Origin of the sequence: Streptomyces sp. SID13726 (genome assembly GCF_010548375.1) — a bacterium.
In the GTDB taxonomy this organism is placed as follows: Bacteria; Actinomycetota; Actinomycetes; order Streptomycetales; family Streptomycetaceae; genus Streptomyces.
Genome location: NZ_JAAGLY010000002.1, coordinates 1 through 14,598, shown reverse-complemented (window position 1 = coordinate 14,598; position 14,598 = coordinate 1). Strand labels below are relative to the sequence as shown.

The 14,598-nt window shown below is 71.2% G+C and carries 11 protein-coding genes and 1 pseudogene; 3 read left to right on the top strand and 9 right to left on the bottom strand.

Annotation, left to right across the window (positions count from 1 at the left end; all coding sequences use genetic code 11):
• Positions 1-21: 21 nt before the first annotated feature.
• The gene (locus G3I78_RS04065) at positions 22-453 is read left to right on the top strand and encodes a hypothetical protein (RefSeq protein WP_164421387.1); all 432 of its coding nucleotides are present in this window, start codon (positions 22-24) and stop codon (positions 451-453) included.
• Positions 454-462: 9 nt separating this feature from the next.
• Here the strand turns inward: G3I78_RS04065 and G3I78_RS04060 are convergent, their stop codons facing one another.
• Positions 463-2,691 (bottom strand): FUSC family protein, encoded by a 2,229-nt coding sequence (locus tag G3I78_RS04060; protein ID WP_164421386.1) that lies wholly within the window; start codon positions 2,689-2,691, stop codon positions 463-465.
• A 148-nt stretch (positions 2,692-2,839) separates the two neighbouring features.
• Here G3I78_RS04060 and G3I78_RS53095 point away from each other — a divergent pair.
• Positions 2,840-2,946: pseudogene (locus G3I78_RS53095) on the top strand (DUF4287 domain-containing protein); the annotation flags it as partial.
• A gap of 10 nt (positions 2,947-2,956) precedes the next feature.
• Here G3I78_RS53095 and G3I78_RS04055 read toward each other — a convergent pair.
• Positions 2,957-4,333, bottom strand: coding sequence for an NAD(P)/FAD-dependent oxidoreductase (locus G3I78_RS04055; RefSeq protein ID WP_164421385.1), 1,377 nt, complete (start codon positions 4,331-4,333; stop codon positions 2,957-2,959).
• 267 nt (positions 4,334-4,600) lie between these two features.
• On the opposite strand from G3I78_RS04055, the gene G3I78_RS04050 reads away from it, so the two are divergent.
• Positions 4,601-4,960, top strand: a complete 360-nt coding sequence (locus G3I78_RS04050; protein WP_164421384.1) for a PRC-barrel domain-containing protein — start codon at positions 4,601-4,603, stop codon at positions 4,958-4,960.
• A gap of 15 nt (positions 4,961-4,975) precedes the next feature.
• Here G3I78_RS04050 and G3I78_RS04045 read toward each other — a convergent pair whose 3' ends face one another.
• The 7 genes from G3I78_RS04045 to G3I78_RS04015 form a co-directional block, all read right to left on the bottom strand.
• Positions 4,976-5,323: an ATP-binding protein gene (locus tag G3I78_RS04045; RefSeq protein ID WP_164422083.1), complete on the bottom strand. Its 348-nt coding sequence runs from the start codon at positions 5,321-5,323 to the stop codon at positions 4,976-4,978.
• Between the two features lie 211 nt (positions 5,324-5,534).
• Complete coding sequence (locus G3I78_RS04040; protein WP_164421383.1) at positions 5,535-7,439, bottom strand: AMP-dependent synthetase/ligase; 1,905 nt, start codon at positions 7,437-7,439, stop codon at positions 5,535-5,537.
• 150 nt (positions 7,440-7,589) lie between these two features.
• Entirely contained in the window at positions 7,590-8,678 is a 1,089-nt protein-coding gene (locus G3I78_RS04035) for a glutamate--cysteine ligase (protein ID WP_164421382.1), read from the bottom strand.
• A gap of 63 nt (positions 8,679-8,741) precedes the next feature.
• A complete protein-coding gene (gene glgB, locus G3I78_RS04030) occupies positions 8,742-10,946 on the bottom strand; it encodes a 1,4-alpha-glucan branching enzyme (protein WP_164421381.1) in 2,205 nt (734 codons plus the stop codon).
• Between the two features lie 3 nt (positions 10,947-10,949).
• The gene (locus G3I78_RS04025; protein ID WP_164421380.1) at positions 10,950-12,350 is read right to left on the bottom strand and encodes a maltokinase; all 1,401 of its coding nucleotides are present in this window, start codon (positions 12,348-12,350) and stop codon (positions 10,950-10,952) included.
• Between the two features lie 26 nt (positions 12,351-12,376).
• Positions 12,377-14,095, bottom strand: coding sequence for a maltose alpha-D-glucosyltransferase (treS, locus tag G3I78_RS04020; RefSeq protein WP_164421379.1), 1,719 nt, complete (start codon positions 14,093-14,095; stop codon positions 12,377-12,379).
• The coding region (locus G3I78_RS04015; RefSeq protein WP_164421378.1) for an alpha-glucosidase C-terminal domain-containing protein at positions 14,092-14,598 on the bottom strand (507 nt) is incomplete at its 5' end. The genes treS and G3I78_RS04015, both read right to left, overlap by 4 nt.

Genomic DNA, 14,598 nt, shown 5'->3' with positions numbered 1-14,598 from the left:
TCCGTGGGGAACCCGAGGCTCATGAACCAACCCGAGCTTCCGCCCGACGGTAGGCCCGTGGACGTCTACCTGGACCTTCTCCGCCTCCGCATGGCATCGGAGGACTACGAGCTGCTGCTCAGCGTGGTCCGACCGGTCCTGCGCGCGATCGACGAACAGCATCTGCCCGCCCTGGACTTCGCACTCGACGACAGCCAGACCACCGGACTGCCCCAGGAGGTCCGGGACGAGGCCGCCCTCGTCATCGCCACCGCCGTCACCGGCCGGCTGGACAACAAGGTGATCGAGCTCCAGGTCGACGACGGCGGCCCGGTCCGGGTGGTCACCGACGCGGACACCGCGTCCGACCCGGTGCGCCTCGGCGAGATCGCCGACTACATCCGCGAACGCCAGCAGCTCAACGACGAGTTGCGCGGCATCGCCGAGGCCAGCGGTCTGCCCACGGACCTCTGACCGCCGGGCTCACCGCTTCGGCGCCGCGACCGGCACCCCGAGCGGCCGGGCGAGACCGACCAGCGTCTCGTCCAGCCGCTGCACATGCCGCAGCACCCGGTCGGTGACCCGCCCGAACCGCGGAGTGCCGGGCACCTCCGTCTCCAGCAGGGACGCGATGCTCGGCCCGGTCTCGATCTCCTCGGCCGAGTGCTCGTCGGCGGCATGCGCGGCGATCGCCGCGATGTTGTGCCCGATCCGCCGCCCCGCCCTGCGCAGCCGCGGGTCCGCCGTGATCGACGGATGCGTGGGCAGCAGTTCGGCGGTCGCCGCCAGCGAACGCGCGTGGTACGCGCAGGTCTCCAGCAGCGCCACCACATAGCGGGCCGTGTCCCGCCGGGCCCGCAGCGGCGTGATCGGGTGGGTGAGCGGCTGGGTGGCCGCCCGCAGGTCGGCCAGCGCCTGGTCCAGGTCGCGCGCCTGGTCGAGCAGGTCCACCGGCGAGCCCCCGCTGAGCTGGTCCACGGCGGCCTCGGTGACCTCCCCGAGCCGGTCGAGGACGGTCACGAGGAGGTCGTTCGTACGGCGGTCCGTGCGCACCGGGAGGACCAGGGCCGCCGCGATGACACCGCAGGCCGCGCCGAGCGCGGTCTCCTCCACGCGCAGCAGCAGGACCGAGAGGCTGTAGGTGTGCAGCAGGGTGTAGAGGAGGCCCAGGGCGGCGGTGACGAAGAAGGACATCAGCGTGTAGGACAGGGGCGCGGTGTAGAACATCGCGAACACCAGCACCAGGACCAGCGCGAACGCCGTCCAGGTGTGCTGCCCGACCAGCCCCGCCAGCACGATCCCGGCCAGGACGCCGAGGACCGTCCCCAGCAGGCGGCGGTAGCCCTTGACCAGGATCTCGCCCGTGGACGCGGTGTTGATGAAGACGATCCAGCAGGTCAGCACCGCCCAGTACCAGCGCTGACTGGACAGGAACTCACCGCCGACGATGGCCAGCGACGACCCCACCGCGACCTGCACCGCGGCCCGCGTCGTCGGCCGCCCGAGCCCCGTCGGCTCCTCCTGGGCCCCGGCCTCCTCACCGGCGTCGATCACGGCGTCCTCGGCGTCCAGCTCCTCGCGCGAGCGGGCCGTGGCGGGGGAGTCGTCCGGGTCGTCCTGCGGCCCGTCCAGGGCGATCCTGAGCCCCAGGACCGCCCGCGCGGCCTCGCCGATGCCCCGGAAGACGTCCTGGACGGCGGGCGGCGCGGCCGGCACGTTCTCCTCCTCGCGGTAGCCGAGGAGCCGGTTGCGGATCTGCGACAGGGCGGTGCCGAGACTCCCTGAGGGCGGGCGCAGCACGAGCAGCCGCAGCGCCTCCAGATCCCGGCGCACCGTCGCCGTCGCCTCCTCCCGGCCCGGCATCCGGCCCGCCCGCGGCGCCGGCGCCCCCGGCAGATGCAGGGTCAGCGTGTCCGCCCGCTCGGCACTGCGCGCCGAAAGCAGCAGCAGACCGAGCCGCTCGGCGGCGATCTCCGCGTCCGCGACCCTCCGCTGCACCAGCCGCGCCCCGGCCGCGTCCGACGTCCCCTCCTCCAGCCGCCCCTGGATCATCAGTGCCGTCTCGTGCAGCCGCGCGGTCCCCTCGCGTACGTCCGCCAGCGCCTCGTCGATACCGTCGGGCCCGGCGTCCAGCAGCTCCAGCTGCGCGGACACCAGCTGGGCCAGACGGGCCCGGAAGGCGTCCCGCAGCCGTTGCAGGAGGCCCGCGGGCGTCTCCGGCACCAGCAGGAAGCGCGCCGCCGCACTGCACAGGAAGGCGATGCCGAGAACGCCGTACAGCGTGGGAAGGCCGGAGACGGTCGCGCCGACGAACAGCGACACGAAGTAGACCTGGAAGCCGATCAGGCCCAGCGCGGTGCCGCGGTCGCCGAAGCGGCGGCCGTACACCGCGCTGAAGATCAGGACGACGAAGAAGAGGTCACCGGCCACCACCCGGGAACTCAGCAGCGCGCCCAGCGACACCGAGGCCAGCGCCACCGGCAGGCCCAGGGCGAGCGTCACGGCCTGGGAGGAGCGCTGCTTCTCCCGGATCGCGAAGGTCGCCACCATCGCCGTCATGGCGCCCGCCACCAGATGCCGGATGTCGGCCCCGAGCAGACCGAGCACCGCGAGGCTCAGGGCGATCGCGCCGACCGTGCGCAGCCCCGCGGCCAGCCGGAGCAGCCCCGGGTCCGACGCCGCGACCCGGTCCCGCAGCCTCGCTGTCTTCACTGCGCCGCTCTCACTCCCGTGTCACGTCATGATCCGGTCCAGCATGGCACGGCGGGGTGATGTCTCGTCGCCCTGGTCTCCGCGAGGGTGCGGGCCACCGAAGGGTCGGCGTGGCCATGGCCCGGACAGGGTCAGGCCGGCCGGGGCCGTGACGGGCCACGTGAGCTGATTCCCCTCGACCGAGAAGAAGTACTGCCGTCCTATTGCCGAGTCCCAGGAACTCGTCCGTCCTCGCCACTGACCCGGCACAAGGAGCCGGCGGAACTCATCGGTCCTGGCGCTGAGATCCGTCGACATGGGCCGCGACCTGCTCCGGCGTCAGGTACGCGTGCGTGTACTCGAAGTCCTTCAGCTTGGCGGGCTTGCGGGCCTGGAAGCCGGTGCGGACGAAATCGTCGCCCGCGATGGCGTTGAGCACCCAGTTCGTCATCACCCGCGTCTTGGCCACGTTGGTGCGCAGCGCCGACCAGTGGTAGCCGCGCGCCACGGCCTGGGCGGGCACGCCCCGCAGTTCGATGCCGAGCGGCTTGGACACCGCGTCCTTGCCGCCGAGGTCGACGACCAGACCGAGGTCCTTGTGGACGTACGGCTTCAGCGGCCGGCCGCGCAGGGTGGAGATGACGTTGTCGGCGACGTGCCTGCCCTGGCGCATGGCGTGCTGCGCGGTCGGCGGGCAGATCGCGTCCTCCTGGTCCTTGGCCTTGTCGGGCACCGCGGCGGCGTCACCGAGCGCGAAGACCCCGTCGTGGCCGGGCAGGTTCATCTCCGCGGCGACCGCGAGCCGGCCCCGGACCGTGTCCGCGCCCAGCGTCGCGATCAGCGGGCTCGCCACCACACCGGCGGTCCAGATCAGGGTCCGGGTGGGGATCACCCGCCCGTCGGTGAAGGTGACCTCCTCCGGGCCCGCCTTCTCGATCGAGACCCCGAGGGAGATGTCGATGCCCCGCTTGCGCAGCACCTCCTGGGCGCTGCTGCCCAGCTTGTCGCCCAGCTCGGGCATCAGCTTCGGGGCGATGTCGATCAGGTGCCACTTGATGAGCGCCGGGTCGATGCGCGGATAGCGCCGCACGGCGGCGTGGGTCAGTTTCTGGAGGCAGGCCGCGGTCTCGGTGCCCGCGTAGCCGCCGCCGACCACCACGAACTGGAGCCGCGCGGCGCGCTCGGCGTCGTCCTGGCTGGCGTCGGCGAGGTCCAGCTGGGAGATGACGTGGTCGCGGACGTAGGCGGCCTCGGCGAGGGTCTTCATGCCGAACGCGTGGTCGGTGAGACCGGGGATGTCGAAGGTGCGGGTGACGCTGCCGGGAGCCAGCACGATGTAGTCGTACGGCTCGTCGACGATCTGGTCGGTGATGGTGCGGATGACGCAGACCTTCGCCTTGAGGTCCACGCCGATCGCGCCGCCCGGGATGATCCGGGTGCGGTACCGCTTGCTGCGGCGCAGGGACACCGCGATCGACTGGGGCGTCAGCACGCCGGAGGCGACCTGGGGCAGCAGCGGAAGATAGAGCTGGTAGGCGAACGGCGTCACCAGCGCGACGTCGGCTTCGTCCGGGGAGAGCTTCCGCTCCAGACGGCGAACGCACTCGACGCCGGCGAAGCCGGCGCCGACCACCAGGATCCTGGGTCGTGTCACGGTGTTCATCCCTCTCTGCGGCTCCAGGCGGTCTGCCTCGACGCCCTTCGTGTGCCCGCGCGGGCACGACGAAACGCGTCGAGGACCACCATGCCCGCCCCGGCCTGAAAGTGCACCGGGAGAAAGGTGAAGGAGGTGCGCGGACCGGACCCGGTGACACCGCTTGTCGGTGGGCCGGTCGCCGAATGCGCGTGCGGCAGACGGGTATCTGGTGCTGTGGGCCCGGCTGGAGCGGACGGCCGGGGCCCGTGCGGCGCTCGGGAGGGAAGGAGCAGCGTGACCACCGACAGAATCTGGTCGTACGCGGCGGACAGCGGACACGTCGAGGGACAGGACCTGACCGGCTTCAGTGTCGTCGCGAGCGACGGCACCGTCGGCCGGGTGGACCGGCAGGCCGACTCCGACGGACTGCGGCATCTCGTCGTCGACACCGGCGTCTGGGTGTTCGGCAGGAGCGTCCTGGTGCCGGTGGGGGTCGTCACCGGCGTCGACCCCGAGGCCGGCCGGATCACGCTGGCCTGCACCGGGGCCGAGGTGAAGGCGGCCCCGCGCTTCCGGACCGACAGCGAGACCAGGGACCCGCGCTACCTCACCGCGGTCGGCGCCTACTACCTGCGGCTCGCCGCCCCGGCCTGACCGGGCCCCGGACGCTCACCACGGCAGGAAGACGTGCACGTCCTTGCCGCGCTCGTCCGGCACCACACTGACCTGGTCGCACAGCGCGTGGATCAGATGCCAGCCGATGCCACCGCCCCCGGTGCGCGGATCGAAGGAACGGGGGGCGGGCGGCGTCGGGTTCGTGTCGCGCAGGGTCACATGCACCCCGTCGAAGGTCCGGCGCATCCGCAGCGCGAACGGACCCGGCGCGTACTGGACGGCGTTGGCGGCGAGCTCCGTCACGACCAGCAGGATGTCGTCCCAGTGCTCGGGACTCGCGGGCGGCACGGCCGTGCCGAGATCGCACAGGAATTCCTCAGCGGCGAGCCGCGCACCCGTCACGCAGTGCGGTTCGCCCGCGAAACGGGTGGTACGGCTCGGGATCGCCTCGGAAGTCAGGGCCTCTCCCCACGCGGTTCGGTCGCCGGGCCGTTCTCGCGGCCCGGCGACAGCAGGGCTGTCTTTCTCTCTCACTTCACCACTGAGCCGTGTTCCCGGCGGCACGCGGCTCAATCGTCCCCGGCGGCCCGGAGCGCGGTCCGGAGACGATCACTCATCTGAATACGTTGTCCGAGTCGTCCCAGCTCAGCAAGTCCTCCGTGGGCCCACGCCCGCTGCCGGCCGAGCGCGCCTGGTACATCCCGTCGATCTCGAGCGCGTACCGGCGGACGATCTCGTCCCTGCGCAGTTTCATCGACGGCGTCAGCAGGCCGTTGGCCAGGTCGAAGGGCTCCGCCAGGACCCGGAACACCCGGATCGACTCCGCGCGCGAGACCGTGCTGTTCGCCGCGGCCACCGCGCGGGCGATCTCCTCGCGGAGCGCGTTCTCCTCCCGGGCCTCCCGCACCGAGGGGTCCTGCTGGGCCATCAGCACCCCGCGCCAGTGCGCCAGGAACACCGGGTCCAGGGTGAGCAGGGCGCCCACACAGGGCCGGTTGTCACCGACCACGACCGCCTGGTGGACGAGGGGATGCATCCTCAGCCGCTGCTCCAGGGCGGTCGGCGCCACGCTCTTGCCGCTGGTGGTGACGATGATGTCCTTCTTGCGCCCGGTGATCGTCAGATAGCCGTCGGCGTCCAGCCGCCCCAGGTCCCCGGTGGTCAGCCAGCCGCCGTACAGCGCGGCCCGGGACGCGGCCTCGTCGTTGACGTAGCCCTGGAACACCGACGGACCGCGCACCAGGATCTCCCCGTCGTCCGCCACCCGGAGGTCGACGCCCGGCAGCGCTCGGCCGACGGTGCCGGACTTCTCGCGGCCCAGCGGCTGCATGGTGACCCCGCCGCTGGTCTCGGTGAGGCCGTAGCCGTCGTTCACATAGAGGCCGATGCCCTCGTAGAACAGGGAGAGCTCACGGTTGAGGGGGGAGCCGCCCGAGGTGGCCCGGCGGGCCCGCCCGCCCAGCGCGGCCCGGAGCCTGCGGTACACCGTCCGTTCGTACAGGGCGTGCTGGAGCCGCAGGTCGAACCCGGGGCCGGGGCCCTCGCCCAGCCGCTGCCGCTCGCAGGCCAGCGCGAAGTCCCGGGCGGTGTCGGCGGCCCGCTCGAACAGGGCACCGCGGCCCGACTGCTGAGCGGCCCGCAGGAAGTTCTTGTAGATCTTCTCGAAGACCGAGGGGACGGCGTAGAAGTAGGTCGGACGGAAGGACTGCAAGGACGCCGCCAGCGCCTCCTCGCCCAGGTCCGGCTCGTGGGCCATGACCAGGCCGCCGCGGATGCACAGGCCCTGGATCATGAGGCCGTACACATGGGAGAACGGCAGGAAGGCGAGGACCGAGGGCTGCTGTCCCGGCGGTGCCGTGATGTGGCGCCAGCCCTCGATCAGGGTGTCGCAGGGGCTCGCCAGACCGCGGTGACTGAGCGCGCAGCCCATCGGACGGCCCGTGGTGCCGGAGGTGTAGGCGACGACGGCGGTGGAGTCCGGCAGCACGATCCGGCGCAGCGACTCGACCGTGGCCAGCGGGATCGCCTCGCCGCGCTCCGTCAGCTCCTCCAGCGCCCCCGCGTCCAGCTGCCACACGTGGCGCAGCCGGGGCAGCCCGGCGCACACCGAGCCGACCGTCATCACCGCCTGCTCGTCCTCGACGACGACCCCGACACAGGAGGCGTCCCGCAGGATCCACTCGACCTGGTCGCGCGACGACGTCGGGTAGATCGGCACGACCTCGGCGCCGACCGCCCACAGCGCGTAGCTGAGAACCGTCCACTCGTACCGGGTCCGCGCCATGATCGCGACGCGGTGACCGGGCGAGATCCCGGACGCGACCAGCCCCTTCGCGAGGTCCACCACCTCGTCCCGCAGCTCCACGGCGGTGACCTCCTGCCACCCGGCCCGGGAGCCCTCCGGCCGGCGGGCGAGGACGGGCAGGGTGGGTTCGAGCTCCGCCCTCTCGAAGACGCTGTCGGCCAGACCACCGCTGGAGCGCGAGAGGGTCCGGGGAGCGAGGGCGAAGTCGCGCATGCGCTGGCTCCTGACGTGTACGGACTGTGACCGCGCCGACGATTTCGGTCATGCGCGGTGCTCGAATCTAGCCCAGCCGGCAGCAACAGGTACCTGGAATACGTAAGTAGACGGTCACCCGTGATCTGCGCGGGAGCACGGGTGACGGAGTCAGGTCTGGGTCCGGCGTACGCACTCGGTGACCACCTCCCGCAGACTCCCCGTGCGCTCCAGCAGCGCGCGCTGCACCCGGGCGCCGTCGCCGTGCCGCAGCAGCCCGGCGCAGGACTCCCGGGCCCGGTCCAGGTCACCGGCTTCGCCGAGCGCGTCCTCGACATGGTCCAGGAGGGCCCGCACCACCGTCTCGGCGGGCACACGGTGCATCGTCGCGGGGTGCAGCAGCTCCTGCGACAGTCCGGAGCGGGCCGCCTGCCAGGCCGCCAGCCGCAGCAGGCTCACACTGTGCGTCACCGGCTCCCGCTCCGCCCGCCACTCGCGCGCGGCCGTCTCCACCAGCCCGCGGGCGAGGGTGGCCAGCAGTACGGCGGTGTCCGCGTGCAGACAGACGTCCGAGACCCGGATCTCCACCGTCGGGTAGTTCCGGGACAGCCGGGCGTCGAAGTAGATCATCCCCTCGTCCAGGACGGCCCCGGTCGCCACCATGTCCGCGACCCGCCGGTGGTACCGCTCCGCCGACCGGAACGGCTCGGTCGGACCGGCCGACGGCCAGCGCTGCCACACCTGGCTGCGGTAGCTGCTGTAGCCGGAGTCCTTGCCCTGCCAGAACGGCGAGTTGGCGCTCAGCGCGGCGAGCACGGTCAGCCAGGGCTGGATCCGGTCGACGACGGCGACCGCCTCGTCGTCGGACTCGACGGACACATGTACATGGCAGCCCATGACGAGCTGCTCCTGGGTGGCCATGCCGTACTGCTCCGCCATCCACCAGTAGCGGCGCCCGACGCCGACGGACGGGCTGACGGGCAGCGGCGAGGTGGCCAGGGCGGCGACGGCACAGCCGCTCTCCTCGGCATGCCGGGCGGCCTCCTTGCGACAGCGCACGATCTCCGTGTGGAGCTCGTCCATCCGCGACTGCGGGTGGGTGGCGAACTCCACCATCTGGTTGTGCAGTTCCTTCTCGAAGACATCCTGGTCCGCCGCGTCCTGCGCGGCCCGGGCGAGCACCGCGGCGGACAACGCCTGCGGTTCCCCGCTCTCCGGGTCGACCAGGAGGAGTTCCTCCTCCACTCCGACGGTGCGCACGTGAGCCGCCCTTCTGCCGAGACGACGATGTTCGTACGCCCCGACTGCCCAGGCGACGGCTGATCACACGGGCGTCAGCCAGACCGTGGCGAGCGGCGGCAGGGTCGGGCGTACGACGCCGTCGAGCGCCTTGACCGGATCGGGCGCCACGACGTCGCCGCCGCCGTACCGGCCCGCGTCGGTGTTGAGGACCTCCCGCCAGGCGGGAACGTCGCCGGGCACACCGAGGGGGTAGTCGTGCCGGACGACGGGGGAGAGGTTGGAGACCGCGAGGAGCGGACTCCCCTCGGCGTCGTACCTCAGGAAGGCGAAGACGTTGTCCTCGGCCGCGTCCCCGAGCACCCACTGGAAGCCGGAGGGGTCGGTGTCGCGTTGCCAGAGGGCGGGGGTGGTGCGGTAGACGGTGTTGAGGTCGCGGACGAGGTCGCGGATGCCTCGGTGGTCGGGTTCGGCGCCGTAGGCGGGGTCGAGGAGCCACCAGTCGGGGCCGTGTGTCTCGGACCATTCGGCGCCTTGGGCGAATTCCTGGCCCATGAAGAGGAGTTGTTTGCCGGGGTGGGCCCACATGAAGGCGAGGTAGGCGCGGAGGTTGGCGCGTTGCTGCCACCAGTCGCCGGGCATTTTCGAGACCAGTGAGCGTTTGCCGTGGACGACTTCGTCGTGGGAGATCGGCAGGACGTAGTTCTCGCTGTAGGCGTAGACCATGGAGAACGTCATCTCGTGGTGGTGGTATTTGCGGTGCACGGGTTCGTGGGCCATGTAGTCCAGCGAGTCGTGCATCCAGCCCATGTTCCACTTCAGCCCGAAACCCAGGCCCCCGCCGTCCGTCGGCCGGGTCACCCCGCCCCAGGCGGTCGACTCCTCGGCGATCGTCACGACACCCGGTGCCCTGCGGTACACGGTGGCGTTCATCTCCTGGAGGAAGGCGACCGCGTCCAGATCCTCCCGGCCCCCGAACACATTGGGGGTCCACTGCCCGGAGTCCCGCGAGTAGTCGAGGTAGAGCATCGAGGCGACCGCGTCGACCCGCAGGCCGTCGATGTGGAACTCCTCGCACCAGTACACGGCGTTGGCGACCAGGAAGTTGCGCACCTCGACGCGCCCGAAGTCGAACTCGTACGTCCCCCAGTCCGGGTGCTCGGCCCGCCGCCAGTCGCCCGGCTCGTACAGCGGTTCCCCGTCGAAGCGCGCCAACGCCCAGTCGTCCTTGGGGAAATGGGCCGGGACCCAGTCCAGGATCACACCGATCCCTGCCTGGTGGAGGGCGTCGATGAGGTACTTGAAGTCGTCGGGGGTGCCGAGCCGGGAGGTCGGCGCGTAGAAACCGGTGACCTGGTAGCCCCAGGAACCGCCGAAGGGGTGCTCGGCTACCGGCATCAGCTCGACGTGGGTGAAGCCCAGGTCCTTGACGTAGGCGGGCAGCTCCTCGGCCAGCTGACGGTAGGTCAGCCCCTTGCGCCAGGACGGCAGATGGATCTCGTACACCGAGAACGGCGCCTCGTGCACCGGAAGTTCACCGCGCCCGGCCATCCACTCCTGGTCGCTCCACTCGTGGTGCGAGGCGGTCACGACGGATGCGGTCGCGGGCGGCACCTCGGTGCCGCGGGCCATCGGGTCGGACTTCAGGAACCGGTCGCCGTTCCGGGCGGTGATCTCGAACTTGTAGCGGGCGCCCTCGCCGATCCCCGGCAGGAACAGCTCCCAGACGCCGGACGAGCCGAGCGAGCGCATCGGGAAGGCCTGGCCGTCCCAGAAGGTGAACTCCCCGGCGACCCGGACCCCTTGGGCGTTCGGCGCCCACACCGAGAACCGGGTGCCGGTCACGCCCTCGTGGGTCATCGGCTCGGCGCCGAGTGCCGTCCACAGCTGCTCGTGGCGTCCCTCGCGGATCAGATGGAGGTCGGTCTCGCCGAGCGCGGGCAGGAAACGGTACGGGTCGTGCACCTCCTGCTCGCCGTCCGCGTACGACACCAGCAGGGTGTAGTCGGGGATCGCGGGGAGCGGCAGCACACCGGAGAAGAGCCCGTCGCCCTCCGAGGCCAGCTGTCTGCGCTCGCCGTCGACCACGACGGCCACCGCGCGGGCGAACGGGCGCAGCGCCTGGAACATGATGCCGTCCGCGACCGGATGCGCGCCGAGCAGCGCGTGCGGGTCGTGGTGGGCGCCCGCGAGCAGCCTGGACCGCTCGGCGGGGTCGAGCGGCGGGGCCCCGGCACACCGGTCCGTTGGTCCGGACGGCTCGGGAAGCGAGGTGTCGCGCAGGGCCACGGCTCAGTCTCCTCTCACGGCGAGGCGCTCGATCGCCGCCATCGGCACGGGCAGCCAGTCGGGGCGGTGTCGTGCCTCGTACAGGACTTCGTAGACGGCCCGGTCGGTCTCGTACGCGCGCAGCAGCCCGTGCTTCTTGCGTGGATCCCAGCCGGCGAGGGCGGCATAACCCCCGCAGAAGGCTTCCCGGCAACGGCGCGCCCACTCCGGTCGCCACGGGCGGCGCTGCCGGGCCGCGTAGTCGAAGGAGCGCAGCATGCCCGCGATGTCCCGCACCGGCGACTGCGCGGTCCTGCGCTCGGCCAGCGGACGGGACGGCTCGCCCTCGAAGTCGATGACGAACCACTCCCGCCCCGCCCGCAGCACCTGCCCCAGATGCAGATCACCGTGGACGCGCTGCGCGGGCGGCCCGGCGTCGCAGCCGGCCAGCGCTCCGAAGGCGCCGCGCAGACCGGGCACGAACGGCCGCAGCGCGGGCACGCTGTGCGCGGCGGAGTCCAGCCGCTCGGCCATCGCGGCTGCCGTGGAGCCGTTGTCCCCGTGGAGGCCGTCGTCTGCGTGCAAGCCGCCGTCTCCGTGGAGGCCGCCGTCCACGGGGAGCGCGGCGGCCAGCGCCAGGTGTACCTCCGCCATGGCCCGCCCCAACTCGTGCGCCTGCGCGGTGAAGTCCTCCCCGGAGGCGAGGGCGCGCAGGGCCAGCGCCCAGCCGTCGGACGCGTCCCGCAGATACGGCTGGAGCACACCGAGCGTCGCCCCGTGCGGGAACGTGGTCCGGAACCAGGCCACGGGCGCGGGCACCCGGCGACAGCCCTGCCCGGCCAGCGCTACCGGCACCTCAAGGTCCGGATTGACCCCGGGCTGGATCCGGCGGAAGACCTTCAGGATGAACTCGTCGCCGTACACCAGCGAGGAGTTGGACTGCTCGGCCTCCAGCAGCCGCGGCGGCAGCCCGGTGGGCACCGGCACCGAGGGATCGCGCTCGAAGCGAAGGGGGCCGGCGGTACCGGGGTGCCGCAGCCGCTCCAGGAGGAGCTGCGCCGAACGCGGCTCGTGCAGGGCGTCGTACACCGTGAGACCGGCCAGCGGGCCCTGCTCCGCGCGGCCGATGAGGGCGCGGCCGAGACGCGGGGAGAGGTGTTTGCGCACGCCGAGCAGCAGTTGGTAGCAGTCGCCCGCCGGGGCGGTGCCGGGCGCGGGCACGCCGCCGTGACCGGTGTGGACCAGCAGATGCAGACAGCCCGGGAACAGCTCGGTCATGGACAGCAGACCGAGTTCGATCACGGGCCGGTCCTTGCCCGCGAACCAGCGCTGCCGGGGCAGCCACTGGCGCAGGAGCCCGTCGAGCGAGTCCATGAGACCGGTCGCGAGCGCCGGTCCGGGGCTGAGGGATGCGGTCTTCGGCATGGTGACGCGTCCTTTCGTCGGCACGCTCAAAGGCGTCGGCCGATGCGGGATGCGACTCGGGAGAGCCGGAACCAGTAGAAGCCGTGTCCGCCGAGCGTCAGCAGGTACGGCAGTTCACCGATGGCCGGGAAGCGGACCCCGCCGAACAGCTCGACCGGGTGCCGGCCGTCGAACTCCCGGAGGTCCAGCTCGGTGGGCTGTGCGAACCGGGAGAAGTTGTGGACACACAGCACCAGGTCGTCCTCGTACTCGCGGAGGAAGGCCAGCACCGCCGGGTTGGACGACGGGAGTTCGGTGAAGGTGCCGAGGCCGAACGCGGGGTTCTGCTTGCGGATCTCGATCATCCGGCGGGTCCAGTGCAGCAGGGAGGCCGGGGACGCCATGGACGCCTCGACGTTGGTGACCTGATGCCCGTAGACGGGGTCCATGATGATCGGCAGGCTGAGGCGTCCCGGATCGGCCGTGGAGAAGCCCGCGTTGCGGTCGGGTGTCCACTGCATGGGGGTGCGTACGGCGTCGCGGTCGCCGAGCCAGATGTTGTCGCCCATGCCGATCTCGTCGCCGTAGTAGAGGATCGGCGATCCGGGCAGGGACAGCAGCAGGGCGGTGAAGAGTTCGATCTGGTTGCGGTCGTTGTCGAGGAGGGGGGCGAGGCGGCGGCGGATGCCGATGTTGGCGCGCATCCGTGGGTCCTTGGCGTACTCGGCCCACATGTAGTCGCGTTCCTCGTCGGTGACCATTTCGAGGGTGAGCTCGTCGTGGTTCCTGAGGAAGATGCCCCACTGGCAGTTGGAGGGGATCGCCGGGGTCTTGGCGAGGATCTCCGAGACCGGGTAGCGCGACTCGCGGCGGACCGCCATGAAGATGCGGGGCATGACGGGGAAGTGGAACGCCATGTGACACTCGTCGCCACCACCGGCGTACTCGCCGAAGTAGTCGACCACGTCCTCCGGCCACTGGTTCGCTTCAGCCAGCAGCACGGTGTCCGGATACATCGCGTCGATCTCGCGGCGCACCCGCTTCAGGAACGCATGACTGGCGGGCAGGTTCTCGCAGTTGGTGCCCTCCGCCGCATAGAGATAGGGGACGGCGTCGAGACGGAAGCCGTCGATGCCGAGGTCCAGCCAGAAGCGGAGCGCGGCCAGGATCTCCTCCTGGACCGCCGGGTTCTCGTAGTTGAGGTCCGGCTGGTGGGAGAAGAAGCGGTGGAAGAAGTACTGGCCGCGGACCGGGTCGTGGGTCCAGTTGGAGACCTCGGTGTCCACGAAGATGATCCGGGCCTCGTCGTACTGCTTGTCGTCGTCGGCCCACATGTAGTAGTCGCCGTAGGGGCCGTCGGGGTTGGCGCGGGACTCCTGGAACCACGGGTGCTGGTCGCTGGTGTGGTTCATGACGAAGTCGATGATGACGCGCATGCCGCGTTGGTGGGCGGCGTCGACGAACTCCACGAAGTCGGCGAGGTCACCGAACTCCGGAAGGACGGCGGTGTAGTCGGAGACGTCGTAACCGCCGTCCCTGAGAGGCGACTTGAAGAACGGCGGCAGCCAGAGACAGTCGACACCGAGCCACTGGAGGTAGTCCAGCTTGGCGGTCAGCCCCTTGAGGTCGCCGACGCCGTCGCCGTTGCTGTCCTGGAAGGAGCGGACCAACACCTCATAGAAGACAGCGCGTTTGAACCAGTCGGGATCCCGGTCCTTCACCGGAGTGTCCTCGAAGGTGTCGTGGACGGGCTCGTTGACAGTCACTCTGGGGACCCTCCGATCTGTGGCGCCGACCTGCGGACCTGGAACACGTGCGCGGGTGCCCGGCCGGGCTCCAGGCGCACATAGTTGTCATTGCCCCAGCGGTAGGTCTCACCCGTCAGTTCGTCGTGCACGGACAGGGACTCGTGCCATTCCAGGCCGAGTTGCGGCATGTCCAACGAGACCGTGGCCTCCTGGGTGTGGTGCGGGTCGAGGTTCACGACCACCAGAACCGTGTCGTCACCGGCGCGCTTGCTGTAGGCGATGACCTCGGCGTTGTCGGTCGCGTGAAAGCGGATGTCGCGGAGCCGCTGGAGGGCGGGATGGCGACGCCGGATGGTGTTGAGCTGGGTGATGAGCGGGGCGAGGGAGTCGTCGCTGTCCCAGTCGCGGGTTTTGAGCTGGTACTTCTCGGAGTCGAGGTATTCCTCGCTGCCCGCGCGCAGGGGGGTGTGCTCGGCGAGTTCGTAGCCGGAGTAGATGCCCCAGGTCGGGGAGAGGGTCGC

Coding starts and splice junctions, on each gene's coding strand:
- G3I78_RS04040 (WP_164421383.1), bottom strand. CDS start 7,439: ATGCGCGACTTCGCCCTCGCTCCCCGGACCCTCTCGCGCTCCAGCGGT.
- G3I78_RS04025 (WP_164421380.1), bottom strand. CDS start 12,350: ATGCCGAAGACCGCATCCCTCAGCCCCGGACCGGCGCTCGCGACCGGT.
- G3I78_RS04065 (WP_164421387.1), top strand. CDS start 22: ATGAACCAACCCGAGCTTCCGCCCGACGGTAGGCCCGTGGACGTCTAC.
- G3I78_RS04055 (WP_164421385.1), bottom strand. CDS start 4,333: ATGAACACCGTGACACGACCCAGGATCCTGGTGGTCGGCGCCGGCTTC.